The sequence below is a fragment of the Sporosarcina sp. FA15 genome (assembly GCF_051550195.1).
GTDB classification, from domain to species: domain Bacteria; phylum Bacillota; class Bacilli; order Bacillales_A; family Planococcaceae; genus Sporosarcina; species Sporosarcina psychrophila.
In genome coordinates this window covers 1,793,905-1,816,784 of sequence record NZ_CP188818.1, presented here as the reverse complement: position 1 = coordinate 1,816,784, position 22,880 = coordinate 1,793,905, and the positions used below count along the sequence as shown (strand labels likewise).

20 protein-coding genes are annotated in these 22,880 nt (G+C 40.3%); 15 read left to right on the top strand and 5 right to left on the bottom strand.

Translation table 11 applies throughout. The annotated features are described in order from the left end of the window. Positions 1-49: 49 nt before the first annotated feature. The 4 genes from opp3C to ACP8HG_RS08805 all read left to right on the top strand — a co-directional run bounded on the left by opp3C (position 50) and on the right by ACP8HG_RS08805 (position 4,705). Positions 50-1,051, top strand: coding sequence for an oligopeptide ABC transporter permease (opp3C, locus tag ACP8HG_RS08820; RefSeq protein ID WP_067213991.1), 1,002 nt, complete (start codon positions 50-52; stop codon positions 1,049-1,051). A 14-nt stretch (positions 1,052-1,065) separates the two neighbouring features. Next, positions 1,066-2,085: an ABC transporter ATP-binding protein gene (locus tag ACP8HG_RS08815; protein WP_338656178.1), complete on the top strand. Its 1,020-nt coding sequence runs from the start codon at positions 1,066-1,068 to the stop codon at positions 2,083-2,085. Positions 2,086-2,090: 5 nt separating this feature from the next. Beyond that, a complete protein-coding gene (locus ACP8HG_RS08810) occupies positions 2,091-3,104 on the top strand; it encodes an ABC transporter ATP-binding protein (protein ID WP_438298639.1) in 1,014 nt (337 codons plus the stop codon). 305 nt (positions 3,105-3,409) lie between these two features. Further along, complete coding sequence (locus tag ACP8HG_RS08805) at positions 3,410-4,705, top strand: serine hydrolase domain-containing protein (RefSeq protein ID WP_438298499.1); 1,296 nt, start codon at positions 3,410-3,412, stop codon at positions 4,703-4,705. A gap of 608 nt (positions 4,706-5,313) precedes the next feature. Here the strand turns inward: ACP8HG_RS08805 and nagE are convergent. From nagE to ACP8HG_RS08785, 4 genes are all read right to left on the bottom strand, one after another. After that, the gene (nagE, locus tag ACP8HG_RS08800) at positions 5,314-6,774 is read right to left on the bottom strand and encodes an N-acetylglucosamine-specific PTS transporter subunit IIBC (protein WP_342538612.1); all 1,461 of its coding nucleotides are present in this window, start codon (positions 6,772-6,774) and stop codon (positions 5,314-5,316) included. Positions 6,775-6,849: 75 nt separating this feature from the next. Then, positions 6,850-7,668, bottom strand: a complete 819-nt coding sequence (locus ACP8HG_RS08795; protein WP_067210673.1) for a PRD domain-containing protein — start codon at positions 7,666-7,668, stop codon at positions 6,850-6,852. Positions 7,669-7,708: 40 nt separating this feature from the next. Then, positions 7,709-8,191 carry a PTS sugar transporter subunit IIA gene (locus tag ACP8HG_RS08790; protein WP_067210670.1) on the bottom strand — a complete coding sequence of 161 codons (483 nt, stop codon included), beginning with the start codon at positions 8,189-8,191 and terminating at the stop codon, positions 7,709-7,711. Positions 8,192-8,484: 293 nt separating this feature from the next. Further along, the gene (locus tag ACP8HG_RS08785; RefSeq protein WP_067213988.1) at positions 8,485-8,748 is read right to left on the bottom strand and encodes a YqhV family protein; all 264 of its coding nucleotides are present in this window, start codon (positions 8,746-8,748) and stop codon (positions 8,485-8,487) included. A 476-nt stretch (positions 8,749-9,224) separates the two neighbouring features. On the opposite strand from ACP8HG_RS08785, the gene ACP8HG_RS08780 reads away from it, so the two are divergent. The 10 genes from ACP8HG_RS08780 to ACP8HG_RS08735 all read left to right on the top strand — a co-directional run bounded on the left by ACP8HG_RS08780 (position 9,225) and on the right by ACP8HG_RS08735 (position 20,381). Beyond that, positions 9,225-10,871, top strand: coding sequence for a glycerol-3-phosphate dehydrogenase/oxidase (locus ACP8HG_RS08780; protein ID WP_342538611.1), 1,647 nt, complete (start codon positions 9,225-9,227; stop codon positions 10,869-10,871). Positions 10,872-10,917: 46 nt separating this feature from the next. Continuing rightward, positions 10,918-11,478: a glycerol-3-phosphate responsive antiterminator gene (locus ACP8HG_RS08775; protein WP_067210665.1), complete on the top strand. Its 561-nt coding sequence runs from the start codon at positions 10,918-10,920 to the stop codon at positions 11,476-11,478. Positions 11,479-11,635: 157 nt separating this feature from the next. Beyond that, positions 11,636-12,460, top strand: coding sequence for an MIP/aquaporin family protein (locus tag ACP8HG_RS08770; protein ID WP_187045202.1), 825 nt, complete (start codon positions 11,636-11,638; stop codon positions 12,458-12,460). A 54-nt stretch (positions 12,461-12,514) separates the two neighbouring features. Next, positions 12,515-14,008: a glycerol kinase GlpK gene (gene glpK, locus ACP8HG_RS08765; RefSeq protein ID WP_067210660.1), complete on the top strand. Its 1,494-nt coding sequence runs from the start codon at positions 12,515-12,517 to the stop codon at positions 14,006-14,008. A gap of 128 nt (positions 14,009-14,136) precedes the next feature. Next, on the top strand, positions 14,137-15,570 hold the full coding sequence (gene hpaB, locus ACP8HG_RS08760) for a 4-hydroxyphenylacetate 3-monooxygenase, oxygenase component (protein WP_338656195.1): 1,434 nt from the start codon (positions 14,137-14,139) through the stop codon (positions 15,568-15,570). Between the two features lie 14 nt (positions 15,571-15,584). Further along, positions 15,585-15,785, top strand: a complete 201-nt coding sequence (locus tag ACP8HG_RS08755; RefSeq protein ID WP_438298498.1) for a hypothetical protein — start codon at positions 15,585-15,587, stop codon at positions 15,783-15,785. A gap of 139 nt (positions 15,786-15,924) precedes the next feature. Next, positions 15,925-16,485, top strand: a complete 561-nt coding sequence (locus ACP8HG_RS08750) for a DUF1697 domain-containing protein (protein WP_187045200.1) — start codon at positions 15,925-15,927, stop codon at positions 16,483-16,485. A 219-nt stretch (positions 16,486-16,704) separates the two neighbouring features. Next, positions 16,705-17,139, top strand: coding sequence for a YugN family protein (locus ACP8HG_RS08745; RefSeq protein WP_067210656.1), 435 nt, complete (start codon positions 16,705-16,707; stop codon positions 17,137-17,139). Positions 17,140-17,412: 273 nt separating this feature from the next. Next, the gene (gene cax, locus ACP8HG_RS08740) at positions 17,413-18,546 is read left to right on the top strand and encodes a calcium/proton exchanger (protein WP_422397635.1); all 1,134 of its coding nucleotides are present in this window, start codon (positions 17,413-17,415) and stop codon (positions 18,544-18,546) included. Positions 18,547-18,707: 161 nt separating this feature from the next. After that, positions 18,708-20,381 carry a ribonuclease J gene (locus ACP8HG_RS08735; RefSeq protein ID WP_338656199.1) on the top strand — a complete coding sequence of 558 codons (1,674 nt, stop codon included), beginning with the start codon at positions 18,708-18,710 and terminating at the stop codon, positions 20,379-20,381. A gap of 126 nt (positions 20,382-20,507) precedes the next feature. Here ACP8HG_RS08735 and ACP8HG_RS08730 read toward each other — a convergent pair whose 3' ends face one another. Further along, positions 20,508-21,440: an MBL fold metallo-hydrolase gene (locus ACP8HG_RS08730; RefSeq protein WP_338656201.1), complete on the bottom strand. Its 933-nt coding sequence runs from the start codon at positions 21,438-21,440 to the stop codon at positions 20,508-20,510. Positions 21,441-21,792: 352 nt separating this feature from the next. Between ACP8HG_RS08730 and ACP8HG_RS08725 the strand changes: the two genes are divergently transcribed. Next, complete coding sequence (locus ACP8HG_RS08725; RefSeq protein WP_067210647.1) at positions 21,793-22,560, top strand: formate/nitrite transporter family protein; 768 nt, start codon at positions 21,793-21,795, stop codon at positions 22,558-22,560. Positions 22,561-22,880 lie beyond the last annotated feature (320 nt).

Here is a 22,880-nt window from a genome sequence, read left to right as displayed (position 1 = left end):
AATCGAAAAAGATTCGTCCATTCAAAGCAAATCTACGGATAACTTTAAAATGAATACAGATGGAATTACAGCTGATCTATTCGTGCCCGCTCCGCTGGATCCAATGGAACTGGAAGATATCAATTCGCCATCTGTCTCATTTTGGCAGGAGGCATTCCACCGATTATTTAAGAACAAGGGAGCAGTTATTTCACTGGTTTTACTCGTATTGCTAATCATTTTGGCTCTAATAGGTCCCTTAATGAATGAGCATACGTATCGAAGTCAAAACTTGGTTCACTCTAATCTACCTGCAAAAGTCCCTGGACTCGGGTGGCTTGGTTTTGATGGAACAGATATAAAAGGTGTAGATGTTTATGAAAAAAGAAATATAGAAGCAAATTACTGGTTCGGGACAGATGAATTTGGCCGGGATTTATGGACAAGGGTATGGAAAGGAACGCAAATTTCACTCTTCATTGCGCTTGTTGCTGCGGCTTTAGATTTAGTTATTGGTGTCGTTTATGGCGGTATCTCCTCCTTCTACGGAGGCAGAGTAGATAATGTTATGCAACGAATAATTGAAGTATTAATGGGAATACCGAATTTGATTATCATTATCTTATTCATACTCATTCTTGAACCGGGTATTACGTCCATTATTTTAGCGATGGTGATAACCGGGTGGGTAGGAATGGCACGTGTTGTACGCGGACAAATTTTGCAATTGAAAAGTCAAGAATTTGTCCTAGCCTCCCAAACGCTCGGTGCATCAAATTCTAGATTGATTTGGAGGCATTTATTGCCAAACGTAATGGGGCCGATTATCGTTACCATCATGTTTACAATTCCTACAGCCATATTCTTCGAAGCCTTTTTAAGTTTCATAGGCTTAGGATTGCAGGCGCCACAAGCATCGCTTGGTGTGTTAATTGAAGATGGCTATAAATCTATGAGGTATTTCGCATACAAGCTACTATTCCCAGCACTTGTAATAAGTACGATTATGATTTGCTTCAATCTACTCGCTGATGGATTACGTGATGCGTTAGATCCGAAAATGAGAAAATAGGGAGTGGGTCTTTAATGAATGAAGAAATATTGTCAGTCAATAACTTACACATTTCCTTCCAGACCCAAACAGGTGCGGTTAAGGCGGTAAGAGGTGTGAATTTCAAGTTAAACAAAGGTGAAACGTTGGCGATTGTTGGTGAATCAGGTTCAGGGAAATCTGTTACCGCAAAATCAATTATGCGTCTTTTACCAAAGCATAATACATTAATTCCACAAGGGGACATCACTTACGAGGGGCGGGATCTTTTAAAACTATCGTTAAGTGATATGCAGAAGGTAAGAGGCTCAGAAATATCAATGGTGTTCCAAGATCCAATGACATCCTTGAATCCGACGATGAAAATTGGGAAACAAATTATGGAGGGCCTCATAAAACATCAGAAGATGACAAAAAAAGAGGCCAAACAAAGAGCATTTCAAATGCTTAAAATGGTCGGTATACCGAATGCTGAAGAACGCCTAGATGGATATCCGCATCAGTTTTCAGGTGGAATGAGGCAGCGTGTTGTCATAGCAATGGCGCTTGCTTGTAATCCCAAAGTATTAATAGCTGACGAGCCGACAACAGCTCTCGATGTAACAATTCAAGCGCAAATCCTGCGGTTGATGAAGGACTTGCAAGAAAAAATGGATACGGCAATTGTTTTAATTACGCATGATCTTGGCGTTGTCGCAAACATGGCTAATCGAGTTGCTGTCATGTATGCGGGTGAAATCGTGGAGCAAGGGACGCTAGATGAAATTTTTTATAAACCACAACACCCGTATACGTTAGGACTTCTTCATTCCATGCCTAACTTGAATGCCAGTCGATCCGAGCCACTTATTCCTATTCCGGGTTCACCGCCAGACTTAGCAACACTTGGTACAGGCTGTCCATTTGCTGCCCGTTGTCCGTATACGATGAAGGTCTGTCATAACTTCCATCCAGAAACGACGCAGCTTGGTGAAAGTCACTCAGTTTCATGTTGGCTGCAAGATGTGCGAACGCCGGCCGAACATGTCCCGGAAAAAGTTAGGAGTGTAAAATAATGAATATGAATGAAGATTTATTAGTCGTTACAGAATTGAAAAAACATTTCAAGCTTAATAAGAATAGTACATTAAAAGCCGTTGATGGAATTAGTTTTACGATAAAAAGAGGGGAGACGCTGGGTCTTGTTGGTGAGTCAGGATGTGGGAAATCGACAGTCGGGAGAACCATGACTCAAATTTATGAGCCTTCGAGTGGCCAAATTCTTTTTGCTAATGAAGTAGTCCATTCAAAACGCGGTAAACAAGAGCAAAAAAAGAAGAAGCGCAATATGCAAATGATTTTCCAAGATCCCTATTCTTCATTGAATCCGCGTATGACTGTTATGGAAATCATTTCAGAGGGGCTAGTCATTCATTCAGCCGAGTTATCATTGAAAGAACGAGAAGTAAAAGTGAATGAGCTGTTAGAGCTCGTGGGCTTGAACAAAAAACATTCGCAAAGGTATCCTCATGAATTCAGCGGAGGGCAAAGGCAGCGTATCGGTATTGCACGTGCATTGGCCGTTGAGCCAGAATTTATTGTCGCAGATGAACCAATCGCTGCACTGGATGTATCGATACAGGCCCAAATCGTCAACTTATTGAAGAAACTCCAAAAAGAAAAAGAGCTTACTTTTTTATTCATTGCGCATGATTTATCAATGGTGAAATACATAAGCGACCGAATTGCAGTTATGTATTTAGGGAAAATTGTGGAGTTAACGGAAAGTGAAACGCTTTATGAGAAACCATTGCATCCTTATACTGAGGCTCTACTTTCAGCTATCCCATTGCCCGATCCGAACCTGGAGCGCTCTAGAAAACAAATTGTCCTGAAAGGTGACGTCCCTAGTCCAATCGACATTCCAAGTGGATGTAGGTTCCGGACGAGATGTCCGAAAGCGATGAAAGTTTGTGCGGAGCTTGAACCGGCGTTTATGGAAGTAGAGAAGGGCCACTATGTCGCCTGTCATTTGCACGATGAAAAAGTAATGTCCCGACAAGATGCAGTTCCAATTAATGTAGAGTTGTCCTGATTAGCAGGGGCAACTTTTTTGTTTGCTAAAGATCGTTTAAGATAACGTTATCTACTAGCATAATCCCTATAAATGTAATATCTATAATTAATTAAGCGAAGGCGCCTTAAAAGGGGTAGCCGAAGCCCTAAGACTGGCAGCAAAGCTGCTTGGCTTATGGCGGGAGGCATCCCCGAGCGCCGCAGCGGATTCAATGGTGTTCCAGATTTCAACCTATACAGTCTTATTATTAACACAATCATTTCCTGTCTAATACTACCTATCTACTTAATAACAATAAACTTACGAAGGGATTGATACAATTGATGCAGTGGGAACAATTTGAAAAGTTTATAGTGGAAGTAATGGAAAAGGAACAAATACCGGGTGTTGCAGTTGCACTTTCAAAAAACGGACAATCCATTTATGAGCGAGGATTTGGGACAAGGAATTTTGAAACGAATGAGCCGGTCACCCCAGAAACGATTTTCGGAATCGCATCAATCACAAAATCATTTACCGCACTTGCTATTATGAAACTGGCAGAAGAAGGACGTTTACAAGTTGAAGACGCGGTGATCGAGCATCTTCCTGAATTTCAATTAGTCGATTATGCCGATATGGAGGATATAAAAATACGTCATCTCCTTTCTCACACAACAGGTCTTGCAACAATGGAGCGAAAGGAACAACTCACGAAATTCGATGAACATCTTCATTATTTAAACGAAAAAGCATGGAGCTGGGTAGGGAAGCCTGGGGAATATATGTGCTATAACAATGATATGTTTCTCTTACTGGGCGCAATTATTGAAAAAATAACTGGCGAAAATTATCAGGCATATATCAATAATCAAATTATAAACCCCTTACAAATGACCAGAACGACATATAATCTTCTTGGATTACAGAGTTTTGAAAATGTCACAACACCATATGTGCTGGAGGATGGTAAGCCGGTAGCATGTCCGTGGCCGACGTTAGGAAATTATGCCGTTGGGGGTGGTATTCGGTCGACGGTAGTTGATTTGTTGAAATACGGAAACATCTATGTGGATGTACTTGAAAGGAATATTGTCAGTAGGGCGTATACTTCACAAATGGCACAACCCGTTCATCAAACGAATGACAAGAGTTTTTATGGGTTTGCCCTTCAAACGACTCCAAATTACTCAGCGGTTACATTAGTCGAACATGGCGGAGGCCAGCCGGGTGTATCTTCTAATTTCGGTTTCATTCCAGAAAAGGGAATTGTTGCTGTCGTTTTAGCGAATATGAGCGGTGTAAGTGCCGACGCAATTTGGCTTGCGGCTGTGAATACTGCATTAGGTATCCCAATCGACCAAAAGAGAAACACAGAGCCTGAATTTGAAATGACTAAAGAACAAAAACAGCGTGTACTAGGGACATATATATCAGCTGAAGGGTCCCAAGTTGATATTTCATTAGAAGATCAAACCGTCATGGCAACAATTGATAATAAAACCTACACACTTCGCGCAAGTAACGAGACAACACTAATAATTATGCCGCTCGAGAAGCCGATTCGGTTCTTTATTGATGAAAAGAATGAAGCATGGGCACTATTTATTGGGCTAAGAATGCTAGTAAAGAGTAGGTAGTAATCACGAGTATGTATATAGTGAAATATTCCATCAAACACGCATCAGCTACCTCTTGTAAGGCGCATACGCTCAATTTATACAGGTATTCATAAGTATATATGTTGAATTAAAAAATACTATTGAATCTGTTGTGGCGCTCAATAATGAGAGAGGTGTAATTCGGGGTGTGGATTGTAGAACGCTTGGCGCTTTGGGGATGCCTCTCGCCCTAAGCCTGGATTGGCGCTTCGCATCCAGTCTCACGGCTTCGGCTACCCCTTTGCCGCGCCTACGCTAGCGTTGTTCATTATTGAAGAGAGTTATGATTCGGAGTGTATATGCCGAGATTATAATGTGATTATTTTTTGAAAGTGATTTAGTTCAAGAAGGACGCACTAGAGATTGCAGGTCTCATTCCGATAACGAAAAGCTCATTCTCACATAGTCCATCCACAAAGCGGCGAAGCGGTATTGGTAGGAGTTCTAGTATTAGAACTTTTCAGCGGCCTCCCAAAACCCTTTGTAAAGCGCATATGCCGTATTCATTTGTTCGACATATATAGTTGTTTTTAAAATGCAAAAAGACCAGGTCTGCAGAGACCTGGTCCATTCATAATCGCATGTTATCATTTGCGGATTTTATCGATTTCATCCGCAACGAATTGTACATTTGTGCCAACAATAACTTGAATACTTTGTGGCCCTACCACGTTTATCCCTGGTACGCCTGTATCTTTAATTTTCTTTTGGTTGACCGCATTCATATCTTTTACTTCTACACGTAAGCGTGTTGCACAGTAGTCAACGGAAGTTACGTTAGCGTCTCCGCCTAACCCCTCAAAAATCGTAGCGGCCATGCCTGAGAATTTATTACCTGTTGTAGTACTTGCTACTCCGTCTACATCCTCATCTGCTACATCCTCATCGTCTTCTCTACCTGGTGTTTTTAAGTTGAATTTCACGATTAAGAAACGGAATAGGAAGTAGTAAATGACTGCAAAGACTAAACCTTGAACGATTAACATATAGGGTTGGTTAGCAAGTGGTAATCTGAAACTCAAGACTAAATCGACAAAACCAGCACTAAATCCAAATCCTGCTGTCCAGTGGAAAGTAGCGGCAATAAACAACGATAAACCTGTTAACGCAGCATGCACAACATAAAGAGCTGGTGCCAAGAACATAAATGCAAATTCAAGTGGTTCTGTAACACCTGTAAAGAATGCAGCGAAACCTGCTGCTAACATCAAAGATGCTGCTTGTTTTTTTCTTTTTGTTTTAGCTGTATGATACATTGCAAGTGCTGCAGCGGGTAGCCCAAACATCATAATTGGGAAGAAACCTGCCTGATACATACCGGTAACACCCTTCGTGCCTGTTCCAGCCCAGAAGTTACCAATGTCATTAATACCAGCAACATCAAACCAAAATACGGAGTTCAATGCATGGTGTAATCCGGTAGGGATCAATAGTCGGTTAAAGAAGCCGTATAATCCTGCACCAGTAGCACCTAATCCACTAATACCTTCACCAAAACTAACTAAAGCTGTGTATACAATAGGCCAGATAAAGAATAATGCTGCTGAAGCGACTAACATAGCGGCAGCTGTCATAATGGGAACTAAGCGTTTTCCACTAAAGAAGGCAAGTGCATCCGGTAACTGTACATGACTAAAACGATTGTACATAATGGATGCGATAATTCCAGACAATATCCCGATAAATTGGTTTTCAATTTTTTCAAATGCAGGATTTACATTAGCAATATCCGTGCTAAGTAACATAGCTACCGAATCTGTTGATAGCAATGTCGTAGTTACGAGGAAAGCGACCAAACCACTTAACGCGGCAGAGCCATCCTTATCTTTGGACATACCCAGTGCTACCCCGACTGCGAAAAGAATAGACATATTTTGGCTGTCGAGAATCGAAGACCCGGCTTTGATTAAGAAGGCAGCTAATACGTTTCCTGAACCCCAACCATCATGGTCAATCCAATACCCGATCCCCATTAAAATTGCCGCAGCAGGTAATACAGCTACAGGTAACATCAAAGAACGGCCAAGCTTTTGAAGGTATTTCATCATGTTAAACTCACCCCTATTCATAGTTTTTAGATAGTTTGTTCGGAAGAATATATATGATGACGACTCATGTTGACTTTATTGCTTTCTTAATCGTTCAATATGAAGTGCGATATAGCCCAACTCTTGTTCATGCAGCTCGACTGCATGTAACACAACTAATTCCTTTGCAACCTCGGTTGCACAATTATATGAAAGAGGAAACTTCTTTTTAATCATGACCAACATTTCCTCATCCATCGTGTGAAGCCCATACTGATTCATTCTTGTTAGGGTGGAGCGAAGATGCGTAATTAGGCGATGATAAGAAATATCGTCCTCTTCAATCGTGATCATTAAGTGTTCCTTGATTGTTTGGACCATGTCTCTAATAATCGCCGTTTGTCTTAGGGTTTGATGCAAATCACCTCCTTGCGGTTTCATGGTATGGATATGAAGTGCAATATAAGCGGCTTCATCCTCAGGCATGTCCACTTGACATCTTTCTTTTATATGTTGGATTGCCCAAAGCCCAATTTCAAATTCTCTTCTATAAAGTATTTTTATTTCATGCAATAACTTATTATTTAGATGAATACCATCTCTAATTCTTTCGATTGCAAATGACAGATGATCAGTAAGGACGATGTGAATATGCTCGTTTAATTTCGTGCCCATATACGCCTCTGCGTATGTAATAATTTCTTCTGAGATGGTGAAATGCTCTTCTGGAATTCGACTTAGAAGCTGCTGTAACTTGTCATTCTCCCTCATAACAAATAACTTTTCGATTTTTTCGACATTCACAATGTCGTTGCGTTTCTTATTAAAAGCAATCCCAGTGCCAACAGCAATCTTCTCATGCTGGCCATCTAGTACGACGACAGCGTTATTATTGAGAATCTTTGTTATTTTCATCGAAAGTCACCGCCTTCTTTTCACTGGATATACTCATGCATTACTTAGTGGAAATTGTCATTAACACTGTTTCTCCCATGATGCCTTCTTTTGCAACTTCGCACTTTACATTCCGTTCCGCACTATTTGTAATCACGATGGGTGTTATAATGCTTTTTGCATGTTCGCTAATATAATCCCAATCTACTTCAATAAGTGATTGACCGACCGAAACTGCGTCACCTGCTTTGACTAATACTGTAAAACCATTTCCTTTTAATGAAACCGTTTCCAATCCGATGTGAATAAGAATTTCTGTCCCATCACTTGAACGGAGGCCAATGGCGTGCTTTGTATCGGATACTAAGATGACAGTTCCATCTATAGGAGCATGAATACTACCTTTCTTTGGCATGATAGCGACTCCTTCGCCCAACATTTTTTGGCTAAAGACTGGGTCCGGAACTTGGTCAAGTGGGATTATTTCTCCATTAATAGGTGCGAATATCTGTAATTTACTCTTCTTGAATAATTTTGATAGCATGTCTGTGGACTCCTTTATTGTCGGTGATGTAGGGCTCGTATCCCTCGATTTATATTGTGCAATCACAACGAGCAAACAAGAAAAGGCATGGGGTAAAAAAGAAGATTTTAAAAAAACCTTCTAAGTTTACCACCATGCCTGATCGAGTCAGTAACATGTGATCCGCTATTAAACTTCTATTCGGATAATAACATTTAATTTATTATAATGCAATAGAAAAATAAACTTTTTTTTACAAGGCTGCAAGCTTATAGTTCTATCGGTTTATTCACCGAAGACGCCTTATGCTTTTCTTATTTAGATTTTAAGCTGATGAGGATGAGTAAAATTCCGCCAAAGAGACAAATCATCCTTACGAATGAAATTTTTTCAGTTAGTCCAACCAATGCTATTCCTGTCGTAATAATTAAAATACATGGACCTACTAAGGCCAGTAGGGTGTTGATATAAAAGGCTTTTTCTAAATCATTAAATTTAAACATAAACATTGCCGCTGTAATATCAATACTTCCTGATAAAATTCTCAATAAAATTATGAAAATAAGTGCTTTTTCCATCAATGAATAAGACGCCTCCACCCTTTGTTATCCAGCTATATTAGCCTGCCCCTAATCGTAGTTACTAAAGTGTATGTTTGCTTTCCTTCTATTAGTAGAGAAAAATGAAAAGCCCTTAGATGGATCCTTCTATAATATGTTGAATAAATGAATACCTATATTTACCGATCGAAGGTGCCTTACAAGGGGGAGCCGTAGCGAATTCAATGGGATTCTTTATCTCACTCCGTTTGAAATAATGTTTCGGAATTAAATTGTTTTTTATAGATAAGTGAAGAAAAATGAACCCGGGTAGAGTGTTATTCGATGAAACAAACTATTATGTAATTCATTGGATATATGATAAACTAGATGTAAGTTAATATATTGGGTTTGAGCTAATGAGAGACCTCAGGGAATGGTTGCGTATCGCAACTTATTTCTTGAGGTCTCTTTTTCACTTATAAAATACCATAATTTAGAAGGAGACGAGATAAATGACAAACTTTTCATCATTAGAACGGGAAGAGACATTAGACAAATTAGCAACAGAGGAATTTGATTTACTCATAATCGGAGGGGGAATTTCAGGAGCTGGAATCGCTTTAGATGCTACGGCACGTGGGTTGAAAACAGCGCTTGTCGAGATGCAAGACTTTGCTTCTGGCACTTCAAGCCGCTCGACAAAACTTGTCCATGGCGGATTACGTTATTTAAAACAATTTCAAATCAAAGAAGTAGCGGAACTTGGAAAAGAGCGGGCAATCGTCTATGAAAATGGACCACATGTCACGACTCCAGAATGGATGGTCCTTCCTTTTCATAAAGGAGGAACGTTTGGCAAATACTCGACTTCTTTTGGTTTGAAAGTATATGACTTTCTCGCAGGCGTTAAGAAAGCTGAAAGAAGAAGGATGTTAACAAAAGAAGAAACCCTTCAGAAAGCACCGCTTGTGAAACAAGAAGGATTATTAGGCGGCGGCATTTACGTCGAATACCGCACTGATGATGCACGCCTGACAATTGAAGTTATGAAAGCAGCCGCTGAAAAAGGCGCAACCTTAGCAAACTATGCAAAAGCAGAAACCTTTATTTATAAACAAGAAAAAATTGCCGGTGTGCAAGTGTTAGATACATTAACAAATAAAAAAGTTGTTATTAAGGCGAAAAAAGTTGTCAATGCGGCTGGACCTTGGGTAGATGATGTGAAGGGGATCGAAGGCGAGGCTACAACAAAAGGAAAACACTTAATTTTATCAAAAGGTGTGCATCTTGTATTCGATCAAAAAGACTTTCCGTTGCACCAAGCAGTTTATTTTGACACACCCGATAAACGTATGATTTTTGCAGTGCCTCGCGATGGAAAAGCTTATGTGGGAACAACGGATACATTCTATGAAGGAGATCCGAAAGTGATGCAAATTACTGAAGAGGATCGCTCGTATATCTTAAATGCGATTCAATATATGTTCCCTAGTCTTAACTTGACAGCGGAAAACGTAGAGTCAAGTTGGGCAGGAGTCAGACCACTCATCCATGAGGAGGGCAAAGGTCCGTCGGAAGTATCGAGAAAAGATGAGATTTGGGAATCGGAGAAAGGTCTTATTACAATTGCAGGTGGGAAATTGACCGGCTATCGTAAAATGGCGGAAACTGTGGTGGATAAAATAGTTGATCAGCTTAGTCATGAAGAAATTCGTCATTTTAATAAGTGTGGGACGAAGAATTTGCCAATCTCAGGTGGTGATATTGGTGGTTCATCAAATATGAACCGATTTATGGCCAAGGCGATTGAAAAAGGTCAATTAGCTGGATTTACAGAACGACAAAGTCGACACTTGGCAACACTTTATGGCACCAATGTTGACCAAGTATTTGCGATACCCTTTGAAGCACACACAGCAATTCCACGTATTCTTTATGTGAAATTACGCTATGCAATTGAATCCGAAATGGTTGCCAAACCAACTGATTTCTTTGTTCGGAGAACTGGGGATATGTTCTTCAATATTGACAACGTTAAAGCAGGGAAAAAAGATGTGCTAGATGAAATGGCATTCATTTTCGAGTGGACAGATGCAGAGCGTCAGCAATACGAAAAAGAACTGGCTGATGAGCTGACAATTGCAACAACAGTGTTGTAACATGCTATATTGGAGACAGGAAGCATGAAAGGAGGCAGTGCAAAAGATGCCTTTTCACGATCAAAAGATATTGCCCGCTGCGCGAAGCTTAAAGCAGTTTGAACAGTTGCTAAAAAGCCCATTTGAATACATTGTTCTTTTAGAAGTGCATGTTGGCAATCTTAAAACGCTCAAAACAGAAGCAGAGAAATATGGGAAAAAAGTAATCATCCATGCCGATTTGATTCAAGGATTGAAAACGGATAATTTTGCTGCCGATTTTCTATGCAATGACATTAGACCAGCTGGCATTATTTCGACGAGGTCCAATATGATCATGAAAGCGAAAGCCAAAGGAATTATCGCTATTCAACGCATGTTTCTCTTAGATACAATCGCTTTGGAAAAAAGTTATTCCTTGATTGACCAGACAGTTCCTGACTATATTGAAATGTTGCCGGGGGTAATACCAGAACTCATTAGCGAAGTGTATGATAGAACAGGAATTCCAATTATTAATGGAGGCTTGATTCGGACAAAAAAACATGTCCAAGATGCATTGGATGCGGGTGCTGTCGCAGTAACAACATCAGACCATGAGCTGTGGGATTCATTCATCAAAGATTGACAGTCTTTTTTAATAAGAATATACTAATAGCAAGTCAATAGTAAGTGGTTGAGCTAAGGAGTCCACGTTTGAACCCTACGTAATGTAGGTGTTTAAACGTGGGCTTTTTCATGTCTAAAATCAACCACTACAAAATAGAAACGAAGGTGGATTAAAAATGACACCCTTTATAGCAGAGCTAGTTGGGACAATGATTTTAATTATTTTCGGTGCTGGAGTCGTCGGTGGTGTTTTGATGAAGAAGTCGAAAGCCCAAGACTCTGGTTGGATTGTAATCACAATTGGATGGGGACTCGCCGTTGCAATGGGGGTATATGCAGTTGGTGGTGTCAGCGGTGCACACTTGAATCCCGCGGTGACCCTCGGAATGGCTTCCATTGGTGAATTCCCATGGGCTGATGTCCCCATGTATATGCTAGCTCAAATACTTGGAGCGATTTGTGGAGCAATCATTGTTTATTTCCATTACTTGCCTCACTGGAAGGAAACTGAAGACGAAGCGGCGAAGTTATCTGTATTCGCTACAATTCCGGCAATACGTCATCCACTCTCCAATTTAACGAGTGAAATAATTGGTACGTTCATTTTACTGCTTGGTTTACTAGCAATCGGTGCAAATGAGTTTACGGAAGGCCTGAATCCACTAATTGTAGGTGCGTTGATTGTTGCCATTGGGGTCTCATTGGGTGGAACAACTGGCTATGCCATTAACCCAGCCCGTGATCTAGGCCCGCGTATAGCCCATTTCTTTTTGCCGATTCCTGGGAAAGGGAAGTCGGATTGGAGTTACGCATGGATACCTGTCGTAGGTCCGTTATTGGGCGGAACATTTGGTGCGCTGTTTTATCAACAAGTGTTTGAAGGTGTTACTAGCATTGCATTTTGGATTGTTGGTAGTATTGTGTTAGCGGTATTGTTAGGTGCACAGTATTCATTAAGAAAAGAGTCAGCACAAGACGCAAAACAAAGTGTTACAGAATAGCTAAGATGATTCATACATTATGTAATAAAAACTCACTATATGGGGGACTAAATAATGACTAAAAAATATATAATGGCTCTTGACCAAGGCACAACAAGTTCGCGGGCAATTCTATTCGATAAAAGCGGTAAGATTTTACATACAGTCCAACAGGAATTCACTCAATACTTTCCTCAGTCTGGATGGGTCGAACATAATGCAGACGAAATCTGGAGCTCCGTTTTAGCTGTTATTGCAGGTGTATTGTCAGAAAAGAATATTGCAGCTGAACAAATCGAAGGCATTGGCATAACAAATCAGCGCGAAACAACAGTTATATGGGATAAAAATACAGGAAAACCAATTTACAATGCCATTGTTTGGCAATCACGTCAAACTGCTGAAATATGCGACGATCTGAAAGAGAGCGGTTACAATGATCTGTTTCGAGATAAAACTGGCTTACTTATCGATGCTTATTTCTCAGGCACAAAAGTGAAATGGATTTTGGACAACGTACAAGGGGCAAGAGAAAAAGCGGAGCGTGGAGATCTTCTATTTGGAACAATTGACACATGGATTGTATGGAAATTATCTGGCGGGAAAAGGCATGTAACCGACTATTCCAATGCTTCGAGAACACTTATGTACAATATTCACGAATTAAAATGGGATGAGGAATTGCTCTCTATCTTAGACGTCCCTGCGTCAATGCTACCAGAGGTCCGTCCCTCTTCTGAGATTTATGCGCATACGGAAAAAAGTCACTTCTTTGGTCATGCTGCTCCGATTGCTGGAATCGCCGGTGATCAACAAGCCGCATTGTTCGGGCAAGCTTGTTTTGAAAGTGGGATGGTAAAAAACACATATGGAACTGGTTGCTTCATGTTAATGAATACGGGGGATAAAGCAGTCAAGTCAGATCATGGTCTATTAACAACCCTTGCGTGGGGGATCGACGGAAAAGTAGAGTATGCACTTGAAGGTAGTATTTTCGTTGCAGGATCTGCCATTCAGTGGTTGCGTGATGGACTTAGAATGTTCCGTAATTCATCTGAAAGTGAAGAATACGCTAAACGCGTTGAATCGACAGAAGGCGTTTACGTTGTGCCAGCATTTGTCGGCCTTGGAACACCTTACTGGGATAGCGATGTAAGAGGTGCCATTTTCGGATTGACACGTGGTACAGAGAAAGAACATCTTATTCGTGCAACATTGGAATCACTTGCATATCAAACAAAGGATGTACTTGATGCAATGGAAGCAGATTCTGGAATCTCTTTAAAAACGTTACGTGTAGACGGCGGCGCAGTTGAAAACGATTTCCTTATGCAATTTCAGGCAGACTTATTAAATGTACCTGTCGAGCGTCCACTGATTAGTGAAACAACTGCACTAGGAGCCGCTTACTTAGCAGGTCTTGCCGTTGGTTTTTGGACGGATCGCTCAGAAATCTCGGCTCATTGGAATCTAGACCGACCTTTCGAACCGAAAATGGAGCAGCAACAACGCGAAGACTTATACGCTGGGTGGCAAAAAGCAGTCAAAGCCGCTATCGCTTTTAAGTAAGATTTGCTGATAATACGCATGGGCATAGATATGACCTTGTAACAACCGAAAGAACATAATAATAGTATACAACTAAAGAAATAGATGGATGCTAAAACAATCCGCTACTATTAGTTAGGGGTGTGTCTATGCCAGCGATTACAGGAAACGATTATCTTGAACGAATTGATCGGCTACAAACGAATGTATGGATAGATGGTAAACTTGTAACGGACAATATTTCTAAACATCCTGCATTCAAAGGTGTCATGGAAAGCCAGGCAGCGCTATATGATTTGCAATATGATGCGACATGTAAAGACGTCATGACCTATCCATCGCCATCAACTGGAGATTCAATAGGTCTGTCTTATTTACAGCCGAAATCAAAAGAGGATTTAGTTAAAAGGCGGGCAATGGTTCAACAGTGGGCTAAATCGAACAATGGTATGATGGGAAGAAGTCCAGATTATATGAATACTGTGTTAATGGCTCTTGCATCGTCTGTGGGTTTATTGGAAGGAAAAGAAAATTGTTTCCCGGAAAACATACTTGCGTTCTATGAATATGCACGTGAAAATGATTTGTCCATGACACATACATTTATTGACCCACAAGTAAACCGGGGGCAATTCTATTTTGAAGATTCAGATGAGCCGATTGCTGCCAAAGTGATGGATAGAAACGAAGCGGGAATCATTATAAAAGGTGCGCGGTTGCTGGCAACACAGGGCGGCATAACGGATGAAATCATGGTGATTTCAGCGGGTGGGGTTGATGATAAAGCGTATGGATTTGCGTTTTCTATCCCTAGTAATAGTCATGGTCTAAAGTTTGTCTGCAGAGAATCATTTGTTGGGGGCGACTCCACATTTAACTATCCATTAAGTTCGCGGTATGAGGAAATGGATACGATCGTTGTTTTCGACAATGTATTGGTCCCATGGGAGCGCGTGTTTTACTACGACAACATAGAAGTATCGAACAGTTTCGTGGCTTTGAGTTCGTTCTTACCATTTACGTTGCATCAAGTTGTTTCTAGACAAATTATCAAAACGGAATTTGTATTGGGAATAGTTCAGTCAATCATCGAAACCATTAATATCGGTGAATATCAGCATGTTCAAGAAAAGGCTTCTGAAATTATTGTAGCTTTAGAAACAATGAAGGCATTGGTAATGAAATCGGAAATCGAAGCTGAAATCGATGAATGGGGATTTATGCGACCCAATCGAACAACGCTGCAAATCGCGATTAATATATTTCCACGGGTTTACCCGAGATTTACTGAAATCATTCAGCTTTTAGGTGCAAGTGGCTTGATGTCCATTCCAACGGAAAAAGCTTTTCAATCAAGTGTTAGAAAAGATTTAGATCAATATTTGCAGGCTAAATCCAAAAATGCAGAGGATCGTGTCAAAATATTTCGTTTAGCATGGGATTTAACGATGAGCTCTTTTGGTACTCGCGAAACGTTATATGAACGATTTTTCTTTGGCGATCCTATTAAACTTTCATGTGAATTATATCGTTCCTATGATAAGAAACCATATGTGAAGCGAGTGAATGATATATTGGGATAAATATTCAATGGAAATTGATTGGCTCTTTTTTAGGAGACAATCAATTTTTTTTTGGAGAAAAAGGGCATGGCGAGCATAAACTCGTGTGTGGCGGTCATAATGTGCTTCAAGACGGTCATAAAGCCATTCATGGCGATCATAACTCCACTCAAGACGGTCATAACCCATCTCGTGGTAATGATATCCTTCAACACGCGAAAAAACGCACAGCGTGACTTAATCGAAACCGTATTGTAATGACACGCTAGAGGAATTAGGCTAAATGAGTGGAATTTACTAATAGATTGGGTAGAGAAGATAGACACCTTTTGTTTGAATGAATGGTTGTTACTAATAGAAAGGCGGGATATTGGGATGAGAATTAATATTGCATTACTACGCGGCATTAACGTGGGTGGGCATAATAAAATAAAAATGGTAGAACTACGACAGCTATTTGAAATGCTGGGCTTTAGCCGGGTGCAGACCTATATTCAAAGTGGTAACGTTTTGTTCGAATCAGATGAAAGTGAGCAATCCCTAATCAAGTGTATTCAAAGGGAGATTGAGAAGGTCTTCGGATTTTCGATCAATGTTGTAATCAGAACGGCTGCAGAGTTAGAATGGATTACTAAGAATTGTCCGTTTACTGAGGAAGCTGTAGCAGAAGCAAAACTTACTTCAGAAGGAGAAAGCCTTTACGTTTCTTTATTGCAGGACAAGCCTTCACAAGACAGAATCGATCGATTGGGTGCTTATAAAAGTGACAATGATGAGTATTTGATCGAAGGGCGGGAGGTCTATCTGTTGTTCCAGCGTGGTGTTCGAAACGCTAAGCTTGCGAATAATTTACAAAGACTAGAGGTACCTTCGACGATGCGGAATTGGAAAACAATCAACAAGCTCTCAATGTTAGCAAAAGAAATGGAGAATTAACGTTCTGAAATGGGGACATTATAGGAAATGCCTCGTAGGCAATCTAGTCGAACGGTTTGGAAATAATCTAATGCACTATGAATTTGATGCGGATAGGGAAGGGAATAAAGAGACTGCTTGCTGCATTTTTTCTTTTATTGTCCTTGTAAATGTTGGTAGTATTTTTCCGCCTTCTTTTGTGAATGCTGTTTATAGAGCAATTTACAAGGAGGAAAAACAATGTTGAAATTACAAACTGAGCTTGATGGGCAAAGGGCTTCATTTGGTGTTGTAAGTGATTGTATTCAAGGGCTCGGTTATCACTTAGGTGGAAACTGGGATTATCATAAAGGATGTTTTGACCATATTTTATGCCGCGAAGGCGGTGAAACTATTTATGTGCGAATTCCATTTTTCGTAACGGACGGAGAACTTGATGAATATAATGCTTCCATAGAATTTGAAACACCTTATGTGATTAAGCATGTCGTGCATGTTGGTCTAGATAGTGATGAAAGTTCATTGTTAAATGCAACTGGTTTTAGCCAATTCCAAAAACCGATTGATCCAGATGGGAAAATCGTTGATAAAAATAGGTGGATTCATGCAGGTGAAGTTGCCGTAAAAGAACTTATAGATTGTTTGCATGCTCAAGAGCACCTAAAATCAAGTTAATGGAAATGTCATGATATATAGGTTGAAATAAAAACCCCCCATTGAATTCGCTTGGGGATTCCTCCCGTCATAAGCCAAGTCAACAGAAGTGATAGTAGAAAATAGTTAGTTGTTAAAAATTGGATTAAAAAATCCGGGATTGACGTCGGGTGCATGAAATTAGTTGGTAAACAATTTACAAATGCATAAGAAAAACTAAGAACCAACCGAGAGTAATCCGGTTGGTTTTTTTAACTATCATTGTATTCCGATATGGCTGCATCAAAATAAGTTATGAACACATTTTTAAGTTTGTTTTATCTTCATAAGGGAAAGATAGGGAGAAGATTTCAATTATCCCAAGAGGTGATTCTGTTGAATCGGTTATTTGCCATCCTTGTTATCACCGGTGTCCCACTCGTGATTGCTGGTGCATTCCTAAATTGGTCGGACATCTTGATGTTCATCCTTTGCTGTATAAGCATCATAGGGCTTTCAGGATACATAGGCCGGGCTACAGAAAGCCTTGCTATCGTTAGTGGACCAAGGATTGGTGGGTTGTTGAATGCGACATTTGGCAACGCAGTCGAACTCATCATTTCCATTTTTACATTGAAGGCAGGAATGGTGGGCATCGTCTTGGCTTCGCTCACAGGCTCTGTACTTGGGAATCTGTTGCTTGTGCTCGGGCTTTCCTTCTTCGCGGGGGGCATCAAATTCAAACGTCAAAATTTCAGTCTCCATGATGCGCAATACAATTCGGGATTGCTAATTTTTGCTGTCATCGTGGCATTTGTCATTCCTGAGATTTTCTCCATGTCAATGAATACACAAACGACATTTAACTTGAGTATCGGCATCGCGGTTGTACTAATCGCACTTTATCTTGCAGGGCTGTTTTTCAAACTCGTCACTCATCGAGGTGTCTTCGCCTCTTCTGATAAGGTAGTGGAGGAGCAGGAAACGCCGGAATGGACAAAGCGCAAGTCGATTCTTGTACTATTTTTAGCAACGCTAACGGTTGCTTTCGTATCAGAGCAGTTGGTTCATACATTTGAAATGCTTGGTGAAAAGTTTGGTTGGACCGAATTGTTCATTGGTGTCATTATCGTTGCTATTGTTGGAAATGCGGCGGAACATGTGTCCGCAATCACAATGGCGGTCAAGAATAAGATGGATGTAGCTGTGGAAATTGCAGTAGGTTCCACGTTGCAGGTCGCCATGTTCGTTGCGCCAATCCTCGTACTCATTTCACTAACAATGTCGGAACCAATGGCACTTGTTTTCACTGTGCCAGAGCTAGTGGCGATGGTATCCGCAACATTCCTTGTCATTACTCTGTGCAGTGATGGTGAATCAAATTGGTTCGAGGGTCTAATCCTCTTCTCCGCTTATCTGATTATGGCAATCGGTTTTTATTTACTTTAATGTCTGCAGATAGTTGGAAGAGGTAGCTCTAAAAAGAGTGACAGTCGAACTTATCATCAGCCAAACTGCTACTCGAATGTTCTCTTAAGAACCTTAAGTCATAAAAGAATTTTTTACGGGCATACTTTGAGTACTATTTCAAAAGTAGGAGGCTATTAAATTTGATTAAAACTGAAAATAAATTATCAGTTTTTGCACTAGGTGGTATTAATGAAATTGGGAAAAATATGTATGTCCTACAATATGAAGACGATATCGTTGTGATTGACTGTGGTGCTAAGTTTCCAGATGAAAGTTTATTAGGAATTGATTTGATTATCCAGGATATTTCATACTTACAGGAAAATAAGGATAAGATTCGGGCGTTAGTTATCACTCATGGACATGAAGATCATATTGGAGGCATTCCGTACGTATTAAAGCAATTAAATATGCCGATTTATGCGACACGATTAACGCTGGGTTTAATTGGGCTTAAGTTAAAAGAACACGGACTTTTTAGGCAAACTGAGTTAGTTCTGATTGATTCTGATTCGGATTTGGAGTTTGGAACAGTGAAAGTAACATTTTTCAAAACAAACCACAGCATTCCTGATTGTTTAGGCGTTGTATTTCATACGCCAGAGGGGGCAGTTGTGCATACTGGTGATTTCAAGTTCGATTTAACGCCTGTCAATAATGACTATCCGGATATTCATAAAATGGCTAAAATCGGCAGTGATGGTGTGTTGCTATTGTTATCAGAAAGTACCAATGCGGAACGTCCTGGTTTTAATCCGTCTGAAATACTTGTAGGAGGGCATATTGAAGAAGCATTCCGCAAAGCCCGTCGGAAAGTATTTATTTCTACTTTCGCTTCTAACGTTCATCGTGTACAGCAAGTAGTAGATGCCGCGCAAAAAACGAACCGCAAGCTTGCATTGCTTGGCCGAAGTATGGTGAATGTAGTAGCAGTTGCTTCAGAACTCGGGTATTTGACTATCCCTGAAGGAATGTTAATTGATAAAAATGAAGTTAGGGGAATGGATCCGGAGAAGGTTGTTATTCTTTGCACGGGAAGTCAAGGAGAACCTATGGCGGCTCTGTCACGTCTATCCAGTTCAAACTTCCGTGAGGTAGAAGTCCACCCTGATGATACGGTTATTTTTGCTTCATCGCCAATTCCTGGAAATGAAAAAAGTGTATCACGTATTATTGATAATTTATATCTTTTGGGAGCCAAGGTGATCTATGGATCGGGGACTGTAACGGGTATGCATGTTTCAGGACATGCCTGTCAGGAAGAATTGAAATTAATGCTAACCTTAATGAAGCCGAAGTATTTCATTCCCATTCATGGTGAGTTTAGAATGCTTTATCAGCATCGTTTATTAGCAGAATCCGTAGGTGTGGAAAGAGAAAATATTTTCGTTATTAACAATGGTGATGTTGTCGATATTAACAACCGCGTTGCCCGCCAAACACGAAAAGTCCAATCGGGGAACATTTTCGTAGATGGATTGGGCATTGGTGATGTTGGAAACATCGTGTTACGTGACCGTAAATTGCTTTCTGAGGAGGGCATGCTCGTTATTGTTTTAACGCTAAGTAAAACAGATGGACAGCTAATTTCCGATCCGGATACAATTTCACGCGGATTCGTCTATAGGAATGATTCACAAGCACTATTGAATGAAGTGAATCAGTTAGTCATTACGACCATTAACAACTCGCGAGGCGAAAGTGGAAACCAACGAATTAATCACAGACAACACATAAAAAAATCAGTTGAAACACTTTTATATACGCGGACAAAAAGAAGGCCGATGATTCTTCCAGTCATTATTGAAATTTAACTTGATTTAGCAGAATTCCACCACTTCTACTGAATAACCAACATCCTGTTGACCCAAGTCTCCGGCGTTGGGGCCCATTAAAAAGAGCGAACCCCTTGAAAGTATAGGGAGTTCGCTCTTTTTAGCTCAAGTAGTTGGAGTCTCCATCTGAATAGTTTCCCCAAGTTTCAAAACAGTTAACTTCTTGCCATCTAACTTTCTTTTCTCCCATTCAGCTTGTAATCTATCAAGTGCTTCTTTAGGTGTATCGTCAGCTAACCTATAAGCGCCGTAATGCATCGGAATCATCACTTTCGACCGTGTATTGATGAAGGCTTTGACAGCATCTTCAGGGTTTACGTGTTGAGCAGCCATGAACCATTCCGGCTCATATGCGCCAATCGGCATCAAGCAATAATCAATGGCATACTTTTCTCCGATAGTGTGAAAGCCTTCGAAATAGCCGCTGTCTCCTACGAAATAGAGTGTTTGATTTGGATTTTGGATAATCCATCCCCCCCAATGTGAGTGATTTGTATCCGTCGGCGTTCTTTTTGACCAGTGCTGAGCTGGAACAAAGGAAATCGTTAATCCGCTTATTTGTTGCTCATCCCACCAGTTAAATTCCACAGTTTTGTTGAATCCTTTTCTTTTAAACCAGTTACCAAGTCCAATTGGCACAAAAAAAGTTGGATCACCTTTTAGTTTTTTAATAGAACCATAGCTCAGGTGATCGTAATGGCTATGTGAAATTAGGACCATATCGATTGGCGGTAATTCCTTAATTGGCAGTCCTGGTGGTGTCAGCCGTTTATCTGTGCCAAGACGATTTGCCCAGACTGGATCTGTTAGGATATTCAGTCCATTTAGTTGGATTAAAAATGTGGAATGGCCAATCCAAGTGATTGTTGGAATCGTCCGATTTGATTGCAAGAACGCTGTTTCCGTTTTATCTACTAGTGGCACTTGGAATGATAAATCTTTCAGTTTGCCTTTTCTTTCTTTGCGCCACTGTAGTAAATCTTTAAACGTGGCAAGTGATGCATTCTTATCCGTATTTTCATAGCGTGTTTTTTTCATAGATAGACACCTCAAATGATTTTAAGTTCCCCTTAATGATAGGACAATGGGTTTAGGACTATGCCTAGTATACATGACAATCATACACTTGAATTACGAAAAGGTCTGTTGGCGTTACCCAGTGCCATGACTGTTGTCTTAGTAGGAGGTTTAGTTTAACGGGTGTATTGTCTGAATGACGAAAAACCAACCCCATATCTCGGATTGGTCGTTGTACTATCATCCGTTTTCTGTCGGAAGTACCGTATATCTGTGATTAGTAGTATAGTCGTTAGAGATAGAATATATACTTGGGTAAAAAAAGATACTAGGCATCCAAAAAGTCATGCTAATGGTAGTTGGAGGGAAAAAAATGAAAGCAACAATCGCTGTGTTGGGTGATACAGCCATTTCGAAAGTGAATCAATTACATACGAGTAAAAGTAGATACCTAACATTGACAATGATGGCTGGGGTTTTCGTTGGATTTGGAATCATACTTATTTTTACGATTGGTGGTTTGTTAGGACCAACTGATTTTGCAGGAACGAAAATTATTATGGGCGTTACATTTGGGATTGCGTTAAGTTTAGTGTTAATGGCAGGGGCAGACCTTTTCACAAGTAATAATATGATCATGACGATTGGTATATTGACGAAGAAAACGACTTGGTATGAAACCATACAAATTTGGACATTCAGCTATGTTGGAAACTTTGCAGGCTCTATTCTCGTTGCGGCACTTTTTGTCTATTCGGGACTGGCCATAGGTGGGACGGCGGACTATATCAATTCAGCGGCAAGCGCCAAGATGAATACGCCATTTGTAGAGTTGCTTATGCGTGGAATTCTGTGTAATATACTCGTTTGTCTGGCTGTTTGGTGCGCATTTAAACTTAAGGATGAAACAGCAAAATTGATTATGATTTTTTGGTGCTTATTTGCTTTTATCACTTCGGGGTTTGAACATAGTATCGCAAATATGACCTTGCTTTCCCTCTCGTTGATGATCCCTCACCCGGACACTGTTTCATTGGCCGGGATGACGGCAAACTTAGTACCAGTAACAATTGGCAATATAATTGGTGGAGCTGTGTTCGTTGGGGCGGCATACTGGTTCGCGAATTCTGAAAAGAATTAGGGAACTTTTCATCGATAACGAGAGGAATACTTTTTAAAGATTGAGTGTATTCGAGTAGTCGATGTCCTAGTATTTATCCCGCATTAACGGGCTGTAAGAACCCCCCTCTGATTGTAGATTAACTTTATCTGGATAATTACTAAAAAAACGAATTGAATAATGCCTCATTTTAAACGACATAAAAATGTCTTTAGCAAAAGTGTTTTTCACTAAATCACTTGCGAAAAAAGAGAAAAGCTTCTATTGTAGGTAGGGAAATAAAAAGATGACTAAATCAGTTCCTACACTATCAAATAGGCGTACACATTAACTGTACTATC

Excerpts from the sequence above, each read along its gene's own strand:
- ACP8HG_RS08810 (WP_438298639.1), top strand. The coding sequence starts at position 2,091 with ATGAATGAAGATTTATTAGTCGTTACAGAATTGAAAAAACATTTCAAG.
- ACP8HG_RS08780 (WP_342538611.1), top strand. The coding sequence starts at position 9,225 with ATGACAAACTTTTCATCATTAGAACGGGAAGAGACATTAGACAAATTA.
- ACP8HG_RS08790 (WP_067210670.1), bottom strand. The coding sequence starts at position 8,191 with ATGCTATCAAAATTATTCAAGAAGAGTAAATTACAGATATTCGCACCT.
- ACP8HG_RS08815 (WP_338656178.1), top strand. The coding sequence starts at position 1,066 with ATGAATGAAGAAATATTGTCAGTCAATAACTTACACATTTCCTTCCAG.
- ACP8HG_RS08730 (WP_338656201.1), bottom strand. The coding sequence starts at position 21,440 with ATGAAAAAAACACGCTATGAAAATACGGATAAGAATGCATCACTTGCC.
- ACP8HG_RS08785 (WP_067213988.1), bottom strand. The coding sequence starts at position 8,748 with ATGGAAAAAGCACTTATTTTCATAATTTTATTGAGAATTTTATCAGGA.
- ACP8HG_RS08795 (WP_067210673.1), bottom strand. The coding sequence starts at position 7,668 with ATGAAAATAACAAAGATTCTCAATAATAACGCTGTCGTCGTACTAGAT.
- hpaB (WP_338656195.1), top strand. The coding sequence starts at position 14,137 with ATGCCAGCGATTACAGGAAACGATTATCTTGAACGAATTGATCGGCTA.
- ACP8HG_RS08770 (WP_187045202.1), top strand. The coding sequence starts at position 11,636 with ATGACACCCTTTATAGCAGAGCTAGTTGGGACAATGATTTTAATTATT.
- nagE (WP_342538612.1), bottom strand. The coding sequence starts at position 6,774 with ATGATGAAATACCTTCAAAAGCTTGGCCGTTCTTTGATGTTACCTGTA.
- ACP8HG_RS08725 (WP_067210647.1), top strand. The coding sequence starts at position 21,793 with ATGAAAGCAACAATCGCTGTGTTGGGTGATACAGCCATTTCGAAAGTG.
- ACP8HG_RS08745 (WP_067210656.1), top strand. The coding sequence starts at position 16,705 with ATGTTGAAATTACAAACTGAGCTTGATGGGCAAAGGGCTTCATTTGGT.
- cax (WP_422397635.1), top strand. The coding sequence starts at position 17,413 with ATGAACACATTTTTAAGTTTGTTTTATCTTCATAAGGGAAAGATAGGG.
- ACP8HG_RS08750 (WP_187045200.1), top strand. The coding sequence starts at position 15,925 with ATGAGAATTAATATTGCATTACTACGCGGCATTAACGTGGGTGGGCAT.
- ACP8HG_RS08805 (WP_438298499.1), top strand. The coding sequence starts at position 3,410 with ATGCAGTGGGAACAATTTGAAAAGTTTATAGTGGAAGTAATGGAAAAG.
- opp3C (WP_067213991.1), top strand. The coding sequence starts at position 50 with ATGAATACAGATGGAATTACAGCTGATCTATTCGTGCCCGCTCCGCTG.
- glpK (WP_067210660.1), top strand. The coding sequence starts at position 12,515 with ATGACTAAAAAATATATAATGGCTCTTGACCAAGGCACAACAAGTTCG.
- ACP8HG_RS08775 (WP_067210665.1), top strand. The coding sequence starts at position 10,918 with ATGCCTTTTCACGATCAAAAGATATTGCCCGCTGCGCGAAGCTTAAAG.